Origin of the sequence: Streptomyces europaeiscabiei (assembly GCF_036346855.1) — a bacterium.
Taxonomy (GTDB): domain Bacteria; phylum Actinomycetota; class Actinomycetes; order Streptomycetales; family Streptomycetaceae; genus Streptomyces; species Streptomyces europaeiscabiei.
The window spans coordinates 5159737-5175036 of sequence record NZ_CP107841.1; the positions used below are offsets into that span (position 1 = coordinate 5159737).

The 15300-nt window shown below is 70.3% G+C and carries 11 protein-coding genes; 8 read left to right on the forward strand and 3 right to left on the reverse strand.

The annotated features are described in order from the left end of the window. Positions 1-192 precede the first annotated feature (192 nt). The gene (locus OG858_RS22635; RefSeq protein WP_319069005.1) at positions 193-1023 is read right to left on the reverse strand and encodes a triphosphoribosyl-dephospho-CoA synthase; all 831 of its coding nucleotides are present in this window, start codon (positions 1021-1023) and stop codon (positions 193-195) included. Positions 1024-1032: 9 nt separating this feature from the next. Next, entirely contained in the window at positions 1033-1983 is a 951-nt protein-coding gene (locus tag OG858_RS22640) for an intradiol ring-cleavage dioxygenase (RefSeq protein WP_319267960.1), read from the reverse strand. 380 nt (positions 1984-2363) lie between these two features. Between OG858_RS22640 and fxsA the strand changes: the two genes are divergently transcribed. The 4 genes from fxsA (at position 2364) to fxsT (ending at position 10653) form a co-directional block, all read left to right on the forward strand. Continuing rightward, the gene (gene fxsA / locus OG858_RS22645; protein ID WP_086747428.1) at positions 2364-2561 is read left to right on the forward strand and encodes an FxSxx-COOH cyclophane-containing RiPP peptide; all 198 of its coding nucleotides are present in this window, start codon (positions 2364-2366) and stop codon (positions 2559-2561) included. Between the two features lie 26 nt (positions 2562-2587). Beyond that, a complete protein-coding gene (locus OG858_RS22650) occupies positions 2588-5119 on the forward strand; it encodes an FxsB family cyclophane-forming radical SAM/SPASM peptide maturase (protein WP_086747427.1) in 2532 nt (843 codons plus the stop codon). A 197-nt stretch (positions 5120-5316) separates the two neighbouring features. Next, positions 5317-6564, forward strand: a complete 1248-nt coding sequence (locus tag OG858_RS22655) for a TIR-like protein FxsC (RefSeq protein ID WP_327744329.1) — start codon at positions 5317-5319, stop codon at positions 6562-6564. Positions 6565-6681: 117 nt separating this feature from the next. Next, the gene (fxsT, locus tag OG858_RS22660) at positions 6682-10653 is read left to right on the forward strand and encodes an FxSxx-COOH system tetratricopeptide repeat protein (RefSeq protein ID WP_328544532.1); all 3972 of its coding nucleotides are present in this window, start codon (positions 6682-6684) and stop codon (positions 10651-10653) included. Positions 10654-11388: 735 nt separating this feature from the next. On the opposite strand, the gene OG858_RS22665 is transcribed toward fxsT, so the two are convergent. Next, the gene (locus tag OG858_RS22665; RefSeq protein WP_060891164.1) at positions 11389-11835 is read right to left on the reverse strand and encodes an ATP-binding protein; all 447 of its coding nucleotides are present in this window, start codon (positions 11833-11835) and stop codon (positions 11389-11391) included. 402 nt (positions 11836-12237) lie between these two features. Here OG858_RS22665 and OG858_RS22670 point away from each other — a divergent pair, with 402 nt between their 5' ends. From OG858_RS22670 to OG858_RS22685, 4 genes are all read left to right on the forward strand, one after another. Further along, positions 12238-13053, forward strand: coding sequence for a hypothetical protein (locus tag OG858_RS22670; protein WP_328544531.1), 816 nt, complete (start codon positions 12238-12240; stop codon positions 13051-13053). Positions 13054-13232: 179 nt separating this feature from the next. Beyond that, positions 13233-13979: a YcnI family copper-binding membrane protein gene (locus OG858_RS22675; RefSeq protein ID WP_086750998.1), complete on the forward strand. Its 747-nt coding sequence runs from the start codon at positions 13233-13235 to the stop codon at positions 13977-13979. Between the two features lie 176 nt (positions 13980-14155). Further along, positions 14156-14830 (forward strand): SCO family protein, encoded by a 675-nt coding sequence (locus OG858_RS22680; protein WP_327724453.1) that lies wholly within the window; start codon positions 14156-14158, stop codon positions 14828-14830. Beyond that, positions 14827-15288 (forward strand): copper chaperone PCu(A)C, encoded by a 462-nt coding sequence (locus OG858_RS22685; RefSeq protein ID WP_328544530.1) that lies wholly within the window; start codon positions 14827-14829, stop codon positions 15286-15288. The genes OG858_RS22680 and OG858_RS22685 overlap by 4 nt, the downstream gene beginning before the upstream one ends. Positions 15289-15300: the final 12 nt, after the last annotated feature.

Sequence of the window (15300 nt, forward strand, 5' to 3'; positions counted from 1 at the left end):
ATGCGCCCGTGCTCTTTGCCTTCAGGGGCGCGGCGAACCCCACGGGGGAGACCACGCACCACCCGCACCCGCACCCGCACCCGCACCCGCACTCAGAACGACCCGAGCCACCGAGCCCTCAGGCGCCCGAGGGGGATCGAAGGGGCACAGCCCCTGGGGACGGGAAGGGTGGAGGTGGCGGGAGCGGAACCCTTACCCGGGCACCCGCGCGGTGAGCGGCAGGGCATCCACGAACAGCGCCCCCGCAAGCAGCGACCCACTCCCACGAGGACTCCACCCCCGCCCCTGCAGATCCGTGTCGAACGCGGTCAGAGCCTCCCGCCCCGCATCGGTCGCCGTACCCCCCGCGTCGATCACGCCCCGCGCCCCCGCCTGTACGTGCCGCAGCCCATGGGGCCCGGCGGTGTAGAGCAACTCGGTGTCCTGCAGCGTCGACATGACCGTGAGCAGCGCGTCGAGGCGGGCGTCCGGCTCAGGCGTGCCGGCGGTGCGTGCCTTGGCCAGGACATCCAACGCCCTGCGTACATGGGGGAAGCCCGCGCGGGCCTCGCCCCGGGCGCCGGCCGCCCCGTACTTGGCGGAGACCGACGACCCCCGGGAGGGGCGCCTGGGTGCCCGGCGGTCGGGATGTGCGGCGATCTTCTTGGCGGTGGCGGCGAGTTCGCGCCCCCGGGCGCCGGGTTCCATGGCCGCCGCGGCGACCAGGAGGCCCAGCACCCAGGTGGCGCCGCGATGGCCGCCCCCGGCGAGTTGCATGGAGTGTTCGGTGCAGCGCCCGATCGCGCCGAGTTCGGCGCGGAGTTCGGGGGTCGCCGCACCGTTGCGGCGGGCGCAGGCCGCCATCGCCGCGAGGCCGGGCACCAGTGACTTCGCCGACCAGCGCAGGGCTCGGTGGTCCTGCCGGGTGACGCGGGCGCCGAGGTCACGCGGGTCGGGCAGGCCGGGCTTGGGCGTCATTTCCAACTGCCGGGTGAGCGCGGCCACCGCAGCCTGCGCCAGCGTCTCGTCCTCACGGCTGCTCATGCGCGTACCCTACGAGGCCGACTCGGAGCCGGTGGCGCTGTCGGTCGGAGCGTCCGTCGGGGGCTCGCCCGTCGGAGGCTCGCCCGACGGGGGTGTACCGCCCTCGCCGCCACCGCCGCCGGCGCCCGTGTTCTCGGCGTCGGGGTCGATGCCGAGGGTGAGGAAACCCTTGTAGCCGCGGGCCGGGTCGGCCTTCTTCACGGCCTTGAGGGTGAGCAGGCCGCTGGAGGCGCCGCCGCCGTCGTAGACCATGTCGTTGTCGAGGGTGGTGTAGCTGCCGCTGTGCTGGGAGTAGGGCTCAAGCGTGAAGATCTCCTGGGCGATCTCGTCGTCGAAGAAGAACTGGCCGGTGTAGTTGACCTTGCCGCCCTCGTAGGTGCCGTCCTCCTTCTCGCCGCCGGTGTGCACCTTCACGTGGATGTGGCAGGTGCGGGGGGTGTACCAACCGGGGAAGATGGTCTCGAACTTGACGACCCCGTTCGCATTCGCGATCTGGTAGCCGCGGAGGTATGTGGCGTCGTCGGCGGTCGAGCCGTCCTCGCTCTCGGCCGGCGCCGAACCGCCGGGATTCGCGGTGGTGTAGCCGGAGTAGTAGCCCCAGGCATCGCAGTGCCAGATCTCCACGGCCGCGCCGGGGACCGGGGTGCAGCCGTCGGTGGCATCCACGACGGTGAGGCGCAGTGTCAGCGGAACACCGCTCTTGCCTTCGGTGATGTCCTTCCGGACCAGGGCGCCGTCCAGATAGTAGGGGCCCTCGGTGACGCTCGACATCAGTGTCATGCACGCGCTGTCGGTGCTCGTCGCGGACGCCGTGGCCGTCGTCTCGGTGCTGCCCGTCGCCTCGTCCGCGAACGCCGACTGGTACCCGGCGACCGCCAGACCACCGGCGGCGACCGTTCCACCGGTCACCACGAGAGCGCGGCGCCGCGTGATCGTTTTGCTTGTGTGGTTTCCCGTCATGGCAGCGAAGTTAGGGACGCAGTCCGTCAGCGGGCTGGGGTGTGGCTGTGAGCGGGCTGAGAGTGCTGAGAAGGCTGAAGCCGCCCGGAACGGGGCCTTCCCCGCTCAACCGCCGTGATCCGACCGGTCGATGAGACGGTTCTCACGTTTGCCGCCCCGAATACGGACGAGGCTTGTGTTGCCGTCCGAAGCACTCCTCGGCGTCGGCTATGTTCTGGTCGCGACCAGCAGCTGACCGAAGATTCGGCGTCGTCAGTCCGGTCGGCCGCTAACTTCTTCTGCGGCCGGCGCTTGAGTGAGAAATTCCTGTCGGCATCTGCTTCGTCGAGCCGCAAGACCGCAACCCCGTCAGTTTCCACGCACAGATTGATGAGGTCTCCATGAACGCATCCCTCGACCCCACGGCCGAAGAGTCAGGAACTGCGGCCGCCGTCGGTCCGGAGCGGGTGTCCTTGGTGCAGTTGGCGGCGCGGGGCCGCGGCGCGCTGTCGCCCGCTCTGACCCGTGCCGTGTCGAACGGCGTCGAACGGACCGGTCCGGGAAGGGTCGCGGTGGCGGCCTTCCAGTCCTCCGTCTGACAGCCGCCCGTACCTGGCGACATCAGATGAACGTCATGGGCCGACCGCTCCTTCCTCTACGTCAGTTCGTGCTGAAGATGCACAGTCGCTGCGATCTCGCGTGCGACCACTGCTACGTGTACGAACACGCGGACCAGAGCTGGCGCGGTCGGCCCAGGGTGGTGTCGGACGAAGTCCTGCGCACCACGGCCGAGCGCATCGCCGAGCATGCGAAGAGCCATGAACTGACCGCCGTCCACGTGGTGCTGCACGGCGGCGAACCTCTCCTCGCGGGCCGGACCCGGCTGCGCAGGGCCGCCGCGGAACTGACGGCCGCCCTCGGCGGCGTGTGCGAGCTGGACCTGCGGATCCACACGAACGCCGTCACGCTCGACGAACGGTTCCTGGACCTGTTCGACGAGTTCGGCATCAAGGTGGGCGTCTCGCTGGACGGCGACAGGGCCGCGAACGACCTGCACCGGCGCTACGCCGACGGGCGCAGCAGCCACGACCGGGTCCTCAGAGCCGTCGCGCTGCTCAACCGGCCCCGCTATCGCCACCTCTTCGCAGGCATCCTCTGCACCATCGACCTGCGCAACGACCCGGTCGCCGTCCACGACGCGCTCGCCGAACTCACCCCGCCCCGCGTCGACTTCCTCCTCCCGCACGCCACCTGGGACGAACCTCCGGTGCGCCCGGCCGAGGACATCGACGCCACGGCGTACGCGCGCTGGCTGCTGACCGTCCACGACCGCTGGGCCGCGACCGGACGCTCCATGGACGTCCGTGTCTTCGACTCGGTCCTGCGGACCCTGCGCGGCGAGAGCAGCCTGACGGAGTCGCTGGGGCTGGCCCCGGCCGACCTCGCCGTGATCGAGACCGACGGGACCTTCGAACAGGCCGACTCCCTGAAGACCGCGCACGACGGAGCCCCCGCCACCGGCCTGGACGTGTTCGCGCACTCCCTGGACGAGGTGGCCGCGCATCCGGGCATCGTGGCCCGGCAGCAGGGCGTCGAAGGACTGGCCGCGCAGTGCCGTGCCTGCCCGGTGGTGCGCTCCTGCGGGGGCGGCCTCTACGCCCATCGATACCGGTCCGACGGCAGCGGATTCCTCAACCCGTCGGTGTACTGCTCCGACCTGCTGTCCTTCATCACCGATCTCCGGGACCGTCACATGGCCGACCAGTCCGTACAGCCCGCGCTCGCCGAACACCACTTGGCCGAGCTGGCCACCGGTCGCGGCACGGACACCACGGTGAACCTGCTGGCCCGTCACCAACTCGCCCTGGTCCGCGAGCTGCTGGGCCATGTGCGGCACGGGGCGACGCACACCCCGCCGGGCGGGGACGCCGAGGAGGCCGAATACCGCGGAGACGGCAGAGATGGCAGAGATGGCAGAGACGGCGGAGACGGCGAGGACGGCGAGGACGCCTGGAACACGCTGACCGTCCTCGACAGCGAGGCCCCCGAATCCGTGGATACGGTCCTGGCCCACCCCTATGTACGGTCCTGGGCGCTCGGCTGCCTCGGGTCCGGTCCGCAGGCGGGACAGGCCGGGGGCGACGCGGAGTCCGCCGCCGCGACAGCCACGCGCGGGATCGCGGAGATCACCGCTGCCGCCGCGGTGCGCGCCGGGCGCCCGGCAGCGGTCGTCGTCCCGGTCCACGAAGGGCTGCTGCGGCTGCCCTCGCTCGGGACGCTGACGGTGGGAGCGGGCGCCGAGCGCGTCGTCGTCCGCACGGATGCCGACGGCTTCACGGTCCACGCGGACGACCGGATGTACACCATGCCCCGCAACGGCCCCGAGGACCCCGCCTGGCGAGGAAGCCGACGGTTCGAACTGGACGGCTGGACCGTGACTTTGGAGGACACCGACCCCTCGCGGGCCTGCCACGGCCATCCGGCGCACCCCCGGCTCACCGAGGAGGAGGCCGAGGCGTGGCGGGCCGACCTGGCCGGGGCCTGGGCCTGGATCCGCCGCGAACTGCCCGAGTACGCGCCGGGAATCGCCGCCGGACTCCAGGTGATCACCCCGCTCCTTCCCTCCCCCGAGGGCGCCGACATCAGCTCGGCGGCCCGCGACGCCTTCGGCGCGGTGGCCATCGCCCGCCCCGCCACACCTCAGACGCTCGCGCTGCTCCTCGTCCACGAGTTCCAGCATGTGAAGCTGGGCGCCGTCCTGGATCTGGTCGACCTGTACGACCCGGCCTGCGAGAAGCTGTTCTACGCGCCCTGGCGGCCCGACCCGCGCCCGTTGGAGGGGCTGCTGCAGGGGACGTACGCCCATCTCGCGGTGGTCGACTTCTGGCGCGCCCGGTGGCGGATCACGGCGGGCGCCGAGGCCCACGCCGCCGAAATCCAGTTCTCCCGTTGGCGAGACCAGACGGCCGAGGCTGTGGAGACTCTGGCCGCATCCGGCGCACTCACGCCTGTGGGCGAACGCTTCGTGGCGGGGGTGCGGGAGACGGTGCGCAGGTCGATGACCGCATCGGTCGGTCCGGACGCTCTCCGCACGGCCCGCGAGATGGCTGAGGAGCACCGGGGCACCTGGCGAGCGGCATCGCGTCCAGCGACCTGACGAGAGGTCTCCGAGATCCGACTCTCGAAGGACGACCGCGGGTCACCCATAGTCGACCGTGCGATGATCCGCGCCCCACTCGTACGCAATGACCTCCTTGGACATCAAAATCCGAGACGAGCGCATTCGTCCTGTTCCGAACAGGACTTGAGGCTTCCTACACTGGGATCCCACTCACGGAGCGTCGGGGGACATACGTGCAGGGTGCCGGTCTGGGCAGAGGGGGAAGCAGTCCGTACTTCTTCCTCAGTCATGCGCATACGCCGCGTCACGATTCGAGCGGTGCCGACCCCAGCGTGTGGGTGAAGAAACTGTTCGACGGACTGTGCGAGCACATCATGGAGCTGACCGACCTGCCCATGGGGACCAAGGTCGGATTTCTGGACCAGGGGATACAGGTCGGCACCCGGTGGACCGACGAGTTGTCGGCGAACCTCGCGCGCTGCAAGGTGTTCGTACCGTTGTACTCACCTCGCTACTTCCGCAGCAAGCAGTGCGGCCGGGAGTGGTGGGCCTTCTCCCAGCGGCAGGGCGACCATCGGGCGCGCGGCGGCGGCGCGCGGGACAGCGCGATCATCCCGGCGTTATGGACGCCGGTGGAGCCGGCACACATGCCCCAGGTGGCGAGGGACCTACAGTTCAACCACGCCGCCTTCGGGCGGGACTACGCGGACGAGGGCTTCTACGGACTGACCAAGCTGCGCTGTCTCCGTGACGAGTACGAGCGGGCCGTGTACCGGCTGGCCAAGCAGATCGTGCGGGTGGCCGACGGCACCTCGCTGGACGAGGGCAAGTTCTCCAGGGACTACGAGTCGCTGCCGACCGCGTTCGGATCCGTGGAGCATCCGCCGGAATTCGACATATCGGTGCTCGCCTGCACCCGTTCGGACCTGCCGCAGGGCCGCGAGCCGGACTACTACGGGAACCGACCGCACGACTGGAACCCGTACCACCCGGAGTCCACCCTGCCGCTCGGCGAGCACGCGGCCGACCTCGTGCGCACCATGGGCTACAAGGTGAACGTCTTGGCCCTCGACGACAACTCCCGCATGCTCCGCCAGAAAAAGCCCAAGGCTCCCGGGCTGATGCTGCTCGACCGGTGGGCGCTGGAAGCCACCAAGAACCAGGACCTCATGGGCAAGTTGTGCGAGGAGCAACGCCCCTGGGTCAGCGTCATGATCCCGCAGTACCGCTACGACATCGTGCCCGCAGAGAGGGAGCAGCAGCTCGATGAGCTCGCGTACCGGACGCTGATCCCGCGGCTGGCGGACGACGCCGGCCACTGCGCGGCCAACGGCAGCATCCCCGATCTGGACGCCTTCGGCAGCGAGCTGCAGCGGGCGGTCGCCTCGGCCGTCTTCTCCTACTGGGAACACATCGAGACCTATCCACCGGAGGGACCACCGATCGAGCCTCCACGGCTGAGGGGGCCCGACCTGGGCTAGGCCCGACCTGGGCCAGTGGACCCGGGTAACGGACCCCGGCAGCACCACCTGGCACGACCACCGAAGGGCGCGCGACGAGCGAGGCCGAAAGAGGCCGACAGGGCGGAAGGCAGAAACATGGCGCAAAGCCGCAACGGCACCGTGATCACGTTCTACTCGTACAAGGGCGGTACCGGACGGACCATGGCACTCGCCAATGTGGCGTGGATCCTGGCCGCGAACGGCCATCGTGTGCTGGCCGTCGACTGGGACCTGGAGGCACCGGGCCTCCACAAGTTCTTCCACCCCTTCCTGGACGCCCATTTACTGCGTGGCACGCCCGGGTTGATCAACCTCATAGACGAGTACCGGCGGGAGGCCCTGCGCAATCTGCCCGACCGGGCGGCGGACTGGCACCGCAGTTACGCACGGGTCCGGCCGCACGCGCTCTCCCTCGACTGGGCCTTCCCCGACGGCGGCAGCCTGGACTTCCTGTCCGCCGGGAAGCGGCACCGCGACTACCCCATCGTCGGCAACATGGACTGGGACCGCTTCTACGCGAGCTACGGCGGCGGCCAGTTCTTCGACGCGATGCGCGCCGACATGCAGCGCTACTACGACTTCACCCTGATCGACAGCCGTACCGGTCTCAGCGACCTCGCGGACATCTGCACCGTGCAGATGCCCGACACCCTGGTCGTCTGCTACACCCTCAGCGAGCAGAGCATCGAGGGTGCCGCCTCCGTCGCCCAGGACATCAAGGAACTCCACGGTGACAAGGGCATCCGCATCCTGCCCGTCGCCATGCGCATCGACCTCGGCGAGAAGGACAAGCTCGACGCCGGGCGTGCCCGCGCCAAGGAACGCTTCTCCGGGCTGCCGGCCGGCCTGAACTCCGACCAGCTGGCCGACTACTGGGCGTCGACGGAGGTCCTCTACCAGCCGTACTACGCCTACGAGGAGATCCTCGCGGCGTTCGGCGACCCGCCGAAGTCGGCCAACTCCATGCTGAGCGCCTGTGAGCGGCTCACCTCGGTCATCACCGAGGAGCGGGTGACCAAGCTGCCGCCGATCAGCGAGGCGAAGCGGGCCCGGTACAAGAGCGCGTACACCCGGCAGCGGCCGACGCCGCCGTCCCAGCTGACGCTCTACTACGTGTCCGAGGACCGGATGTGGGTGGACTGGCTCGAATCCGTGCTGCGCGGCGCGGGTTTCGAGGTGACGCCCAAGAACGTCCAGTCGATGCCCACGGCCGAGATCGGCGCCGAGGCCATGCCCGGCGGGGCGCACCGGGTGCTCGCCGTGCTCTCGCCGAGCTTCGTCGACTCCCGCCGGGCACGGGCGGCGTGGGAGGCGGCCGTGCACTCCAGCGGCTCGGAGAAACGGCAGCAGCCGGTGTCGATCCGCATCGACGACGTACAGCTCAGCCTTCCGTTCGCGGCCCGGGGCGTCATCGACCTCAAGGGCCTGACCGAGACCCAGGCGTACACCACGCTGCTGAACGGACTGGACCGCCCTGAGTCCGTCTCCACCGTGACCCCGAGCGCCCGCGGGCTGCGGTTCCCCATACTCGGCCGACGGATCTCCAACGTCCCGGCCCGATACCGCTGGTTCACCGGTCGCTCCACGATCCTGGACCGGCTGCGCCAGCAGCTGACCGCGAACCGCTCCGGACAGCGCGTGCCCCAGGTCCTGCACGGCTTCGGCGGTGTGGGCAAGACGCACCTCGCCCGTGAGTACGCCCACCGGTTCATGGCGGACTACGACCTGGTGTGGTGGGTCGACGCCGAGCAGCCGGAGCTGGTGCCGCCGAAGCTGGCCGCGCTCGCCCGGCACCTCGAACTCGGCGTCGGCGAGGACGTCAAGGAGGCGGCCGAATCGGTCATCCAGGCCCTCAGGAACGGTGAGCCGTTCAACCGATGGCTGTTGATCTTCGACAACGTCGAGGACCTGGACAAGGTGCTCCACAGCTTCCCGGAGTACACCGGCCCCGTCCCCGACGACGTCTACGGCCACATCATCACCACCACCCGCACCCGGCCCGCGCTGCCCAAGGTCCAGCCGCTGGAGATGGAGGTCTTCACCCGCGAGGAGAGCGTGGAGCACCTGTGCCGCCGGGTGCCCGGGCTGAGCGAGGAGGACGGCGGGCTGGTCGCCGACGCGGTGGGCGACCTGCCGCTCGCCATCGAGGTGGCGGCCGCGTGGCTGGAGGCGACGGCCACCCCCGTCGACGCCTACATCGAACAACTGCGCGAGCAGTCCACCCAGGTGCTCTCCGTCAAGGAGGCCGTGGAGGCCGTGGACTACCCGCGGTCCGTCGGAGCCACCTGGAACATCTCCATCAACCGCCTCCGCGATGAGTCCCCGGCCGCCGCCCGTCTCCTCGAACTGTGCGCCTTCTTCGCCGCCGAGCCCATCTCCATGGCCCTCATCGGCAGCGACGCGATGATCAGGGCGCTGCTGCCGTACGACCGGGATCTGCGCGCCCGTTACATGCTCGGCCGGGTCACCCAGGCGCTGAACCGCTTCGCCCTGGCCAAGGTCGACTCGACCGACAACTCCATCCAGGTGCACCGCCTCGTCCAGGCCGCCGTGCGCGACAGCATGGACGAGCAGAAGTTCGACGACACCATCCACGAGGTGCACCGCATCCTCGCCGCCGCCCGACCGCCCGAGGAGGCCCTGGACGACCCCGCCCAGTGGCCCGGCTACGAGGTGATCTGGCCGCATCTGACGCCCTCGGACATCCGCAACTGCTCGGAGGAGGAACCGCGGCAGCTGATGGTCTACCGCGTCCGGTATCTGTGGAAGCGGGGCGACCTGCACGCCGCCCGCACCCTGAGCACCCAGCTCAACGAGTTCTGGTCGGGCGAGTTCCCGAACGCCACCGACGAACAGATCCTCAATCTCCGCTTCGAACTCGCCAACGTGCTGCGCTCGCAGGGCCAGTACCAGGACGCCCTGGATCTGGACGAGAAGACCCTCGCCGACCAGCGGCAGCTCCTGGGCGACGACCATCCGAGCATCCTGATCACGTCCGGAAGCTTTGCCGCCGACCTACGGGCGGTGGGCCGCTTCACCGAGGCCCTGGAACTGGACCAGCGGATCTACCGTGGCTTCCGCGAGATCTTCGGTGAGGACCATCCTCGTACCCTCACCTCCGCCAACAACCTCGCGATCGACTACCGGCTCGCCGGTCAGAGCGAGGACGCCCGCCGCCTCGACGAGGACACGGTGCGCCGCCGCACCGCGCTGCTGGGAACGCTGCACCCGTACACCCTGACCACCCAGGGCCACCACGCCCGCGACCTGCGGGAACTGGGCGACTACAAGAATTCGGTGGACATCCTGCGCGAGGTCCGCGAGGGCTTCAAGCAGGTCATGAACCCGAACGTGCCCGAGGTACTGCGGGTCGACAAGAGCCTCGCGGTCTCCCTGCGCAAAGACGGCCAGGTCGCGGAGGCACTGCGGATCACCCAGGAGACCTGGGAGACGTACACCCTGTACCGCGACCGCTACGGCAGCACGATCCCCGAGGCGCTGGCCTGCGGGCTCAACCTCGCCGCGGACTACTTCGCCACGGATCCGGAGCACGGCGCGGCGCGTGCGGTCGAGCTGGTCGACGAGGTGCTGGAGGGGTACAGGAACATCTTCGGACCCGAGCACCCGTTCGTCATGTGCTGCCTCAACAACCTGTCCATCTACCGCCGCGCCCTGGGCGAGGCGGAGAGGGCCGCCGAACTCAGCGAGCGGGCCCGCGACGCCCTGGCGGCGGACCTCGGGGGCGACCACCCCGCCGTGTTGTCCGCCGGCCTGAACCTCGCCAACGCCTACGGCGATCTGGGGCTCCACAACCGGGCCGAACAGTGGGAGCGGCTGGCCATTGAGGGCTTCCGCGCCCGGTTCGGGGCGGATCACCCGGACGTCCTGGTCAGTACCGGGAACCTGTCCGTGACCCTGCGGGGCATGCGGCGGGGGGACGAGGCCGAGCGGCTCCAGCAGCAGGCGGAGTCCAGGCTGTCACAGCTGCTGGGCGACGCCCATCCGGTCACCGAGTCCGTCCGCGCCGGGCGCCGGGTCGGCCGGGACCTGGAGCCGCAACAGACGTGACCTGAGTCCGGATGTCTTCGCGGAGAGCCCTCCCTGGCCTACGGCCCGACTCAGGACCGACCTGGGTCGGCGCCCGCAGCACGCCGAGGTGGGCGGCACCGCGCCGAGTGGGCGGCACCGCACCCTGCTCGACCGACAGCGAGCCGTCGAGCGTGCGAGGAACGCGCCGTTGTTTGCAATGCCGTCCCCTGTCGTCCCGTCCCACCCATGTGTCCGCCGATCGTCTCCTCCGCCGATCGTGAACCACCGCAGCGGGTTTGGGCTTCGCACCACGTCCGGCCTCGGTGGGAAACATCGGAGAGACCGAGGCCCACGCGCGTGGTTGGGGGCACGCGGGTCCAGAGTGGCTCGGGGCGGGGTGGTGTGCGGCAGCACGCCCCCGCCATGGGGCGGTCCTTCGTCGTACGGCACTTACGCGAGCGTGGACGTACGGCATGACGTCGCCGTACGTCGTGGAACCGCGCACCGCCGGGTCACGAACCATAGAACTCCGCGCCGTGGCACCACGCGCCGCCGAGTCGCACGGGCCATGACGGCCGTGTTCAGTGACGCTTCGTCGGCGATCGGCTCGATCCCATCAACAGCGGGCGCCCACGCTGGTCGCCTCACATGCCTCCGGTGCACGGCCGACCGGCCGGCCCCGGCCCAGACCGCGTAGGGAACCTAGCCCCGTCGGCAGCGGCTCTTCATCGGGAACGCGCGGGCCCTACACGACCGGGCGCGGGCCTGGGCGCGCTACACCGCCACCAGCGGTGCGTCCTCGCGCCACTTGAGGATCTTGTCGAAGCTGACGACGGCGCCGCCGTGGCCCGGTTTGTTGCCGATGTGGACGTGGTCGGCGAGTTCGCGGATGAGGCAGAGGCCGCGGCCGTTCTCGGCGTCGGTGTGGGCCGGGCGGACCGGATGGCGGTGCGGGAAGCCGGGGCCGGAGTCGGCGACCTCGATACGGCACTTCTCACCGTCGAGGTAGGCGGTGACCCGGTACGCCTCGGTGGTGGCGCCGGCCGAGACCGCGCCGCCGTGCTCGACCGCGTTGGCACAGGCCTCGCTGAGGGCGACGGAGAGGTCGTAGGAGACGTCCGGGTCGACGCCCGCCGTCTCCATCGTGCCGATCAGCAGTCGCCGGGCGAGCGGCACGCTCGCAGCCTCGCGCCGCAAATGGAGTGACCACCAGATGCTCATGCTCCAGCCTCCAGGCCGCGGCTCGACATACCGTTACGTATTGCCGCCGAGAGCGGTGCGCAATCGCCCGGACACAGTCTCTCCGCCCATACGGCGGATGCGTCCCCCGCGCATTCGGTGTATGCGGACCGAACCCTTCCGAATCACCCACCACTTTCGACACTCGGGCCCACAACGCTTGGGCCCCGGACGACTTCGCGATCAAGGGGACGGGGGCGGCCCTTTCAGGGTCGCGGGGAACTGCGCGACAGGCTCCCCACAACTCGCACCCGCCGACCGCCCACGCACCCCACCCCCATCGCGCCCGAACCCCCACCTGAACACCGCCCCCCGTCCCCCCGTACCTCACCCCATGAACCCGCCGAACCCAGCGGAGCGCCCCGGTGCGATGATGGGCCCGCCATGACTGCCCCCCATCCACACCGGCCAGGCGCCCCGCGCCGGGCGCGCGCCGGAGGTGAACTCCGGGTTCTGCGGGCCGCGGTGTTCGCCGCGGTCTGCGTCGTGCTGGCCGGGGCCGGACACGCGCTCGCCTCATGCGCGGCGATCCCGCTGTGGAGCCTGGGCGTCGGTTTCGTCGGCGTCTTCTCCGTCGCGGCCGCGCTGGCCGGGCGCGAACGCTCGCTGCCAGGCATCGCGGCGACGCTGGCGGTGGGCCAGATCCTGTTGCACATTCTGTTCGGGCTGGGCCGGCATGGGGCGACGACCGCGTCGCGGACCACGGAAGCCATGGACAGCGTGCTCGTCGAGCGCGCCGCCCGCTTCGTGTGCGGCGCGACCGCGGCGGCCCTGAGCCCCGCGCAGGCCCGGCGGATCCTCATCGAGGCCGGTGTCGGCGGCACACACGCCGCCCACGACCCGGCAGACGCCATGACGACCGCCACAGGCTCCCCCGCCGCCCTCCTGCCGTCCCTGCCCATGCTGCTCGGCCATGTACTCGCGGCCCTCGCCGCCGGGTGGATGCTCCGCCACGGCGACCTGGCGCTGCTGCGCCTGACCCGGCTGTCGGCGCAGGAGCCACTCGTAGGGTCCCTGCGTGGGGCGCTCGCGCTGGCGCGGGTCCTGCGGTCCGGGCTCCCGAGCGCGCCGGAGGCCGTTTCGGCCGCCCCGCGCGCCGGGTACACGGCGCCCGCGACCCTGCGGACGACCTCCCTCCAGCACACGCTCGTCCGGCGCGGCCCGCCGACCGCGGCGCCCGTCTTCGCCCTCGCCGCCTGACCCGACGCCCGCTCACTCCACACCTGGAGGGGGAGTCCGTCGTAGGACGACGAGAAACGCGCGCATCCGTTTCCGCTCCCGGCCGCGGGCTCCCCGCTCCCGGCCTCGGCTGCCGGCTCGTGGCGCGCGCGGCCCCTCTTCCTCTCTTCTCCCTCACTCACTGTGGAGTGTCACCAGTCATGAAGGCTTCTCGTATCGCCGCCGTCGGCGCCCTCGCCGGTTCGGCCGTCCTCCTCCTTTCCGGCCCCGCGTTCGCGCACGTCAGCGTCGCGGCGGAGGGCACGGCGGCCAAGGGCGGGTACGCGACCGTCAACTTCAAGGTCCCCAACGAGCGCGACGACGCCACGACCACCGAGCTCGAGGTCAACTTCCCGACCGACCACCCGCTCGCCTCGGCCCAGCCGGAGGCCATCCCCGGCTGGAAGATCAAGGTCACCAAGGCCAAGCTCGACAAGCCGGTCGAACTGCACGGCGAGCAGATCGACGAGGCCGTCTCCAAGATCACCTGGACCGCCACCGGCGACGGCATCGCGGCGGGCTTCTTCCAGAAGTTCCCGGTCTCCATGGGCCAGCTCCCCGAGAACACCGACGAACTGGTCTTCAAGGCCATCCAGACGTACTCCAACAAGGAGGTCGTCCGCTGGATCGAGGTGCCGAAGGACGGCGAGGAGGAGCCCGAGAACCCGGCACCCGTGCTCGCGCTGTCGGCCGCCTCCGAGGACCACCACGGCTCGTCCGGCGCCTCCACCGCCTCCGACGAGTCGGAGGACGCCGACGACGCCAAGGCCGCGTCGAACGAGACCGCCGCCGCGCCCGCCGACTCCAGCGACACCACCGCCCGAGTCCTCGGCATCGTCGGCATCGTCATCGGCGCCGCGGGCGTGGCGTACGGCGTCCTGGCCGGCCGCCGGCGCACGAACGTCTGAGCCTCCGCCTTCTCGGCCCCTTCCCCCCTCGGCGCGCACGCGGCCCCGTACAGAACTCCGTCCCGAACTTCGTCCGAAGTCCGTACCGAAGTCCGTACCGAAGTCCGTACACAGGCTGTCCGCGACGGCGTACGCCCCCGTGCGCGCCGGGGCTCGAACAACTGGGACATTTCTCTATGCGCACGAACACGACGAAGAAGACGTTCGCGGCCGGCGCCCTGCTGGTCGCGGCCGTCCTCACCCTCTCGGCCTGCGGCACGGGCGACGCCTCGACGACATCGGTCGCCGAGGTCTCCGACACCGGCCCGCGGAAGGCCGCCACAGTCCTCGACCAGCCGTTCACCAAGCCGGACCTGGTCCTCACCGACACGAACGGCAAGTCGTACGACCTCCGCAAGGAGACCGAGGGCAAGCCGACGCTGATCTACTTCGGCTATACCAACTGCCCCGACGTCTGCCCGCTGACCATGAACAACCTCGCGGTCGCGAAGAAGGAGGTGGCGAAGAAGGTGTCCAAGTCGGAGCTGGCCAACCTCCGGCTCGTCTTCGTCACCACCGACCCGGAGCGGGACACCGCGGCGGAACTCGGCAAGTGGCTCAAGGGCATCGACTCCGAGATCGTCGGCCTGACCGGCGACTTCGACGACATCCAGGCCGGCGCCCTCAAGCTCGGCATCTCCATCAACCCGCCGACCAAGGACGAGAACGGCAAGACCATCTCCGAGCACGGCACCCAGGTCATCGCGTTCTCGCCGAAGACCGACGAGGGCTATGTGCTGTACGACGACGAGGCCACCGTGCAGGACTACGAGAAGGACCTGCCGAAGCTGCTCAAGGGCGAGAACCCGTGAGGCATCGACTCGCCGGCCCCCTCCTGGTCACCACCGCCGCGCTCGTCCTGACCGGGTGCGGGTCCTCCGACTCCGCCTCGTCCGCCGCGAAGTTGTCCGTGAAGTCCGCCTACATGCCGCAGCCCGTCACGGACTCCCTGGCCGCCGGTTACCTCGTCATCGAGAACGACGGCGGTGCGGCGGACGAGCTGACCTCCGTCACCAGCGACATCGCCCGCGACGTCACTGTCCACGAGACGACCGGGCAGTCGATGCAGGAGGTCACAGGCCTGAAGGTCCCCGCCGACGGCGAACTCGTGCTCAAGAGCGGCGGAAACCACCTGATGTTCGAGAACCTGAAGCGCAAGCCGAAGGAAGGCGAGACGGTGTCCCTGCGGTTGAACTTCACCAAGTCCGGGGCCATCACGGTCGAGATGCCAGTGAAGTCGGCGACGTACCAGCCGACCAGCGGGCACTGAGGGAGGTAGCAC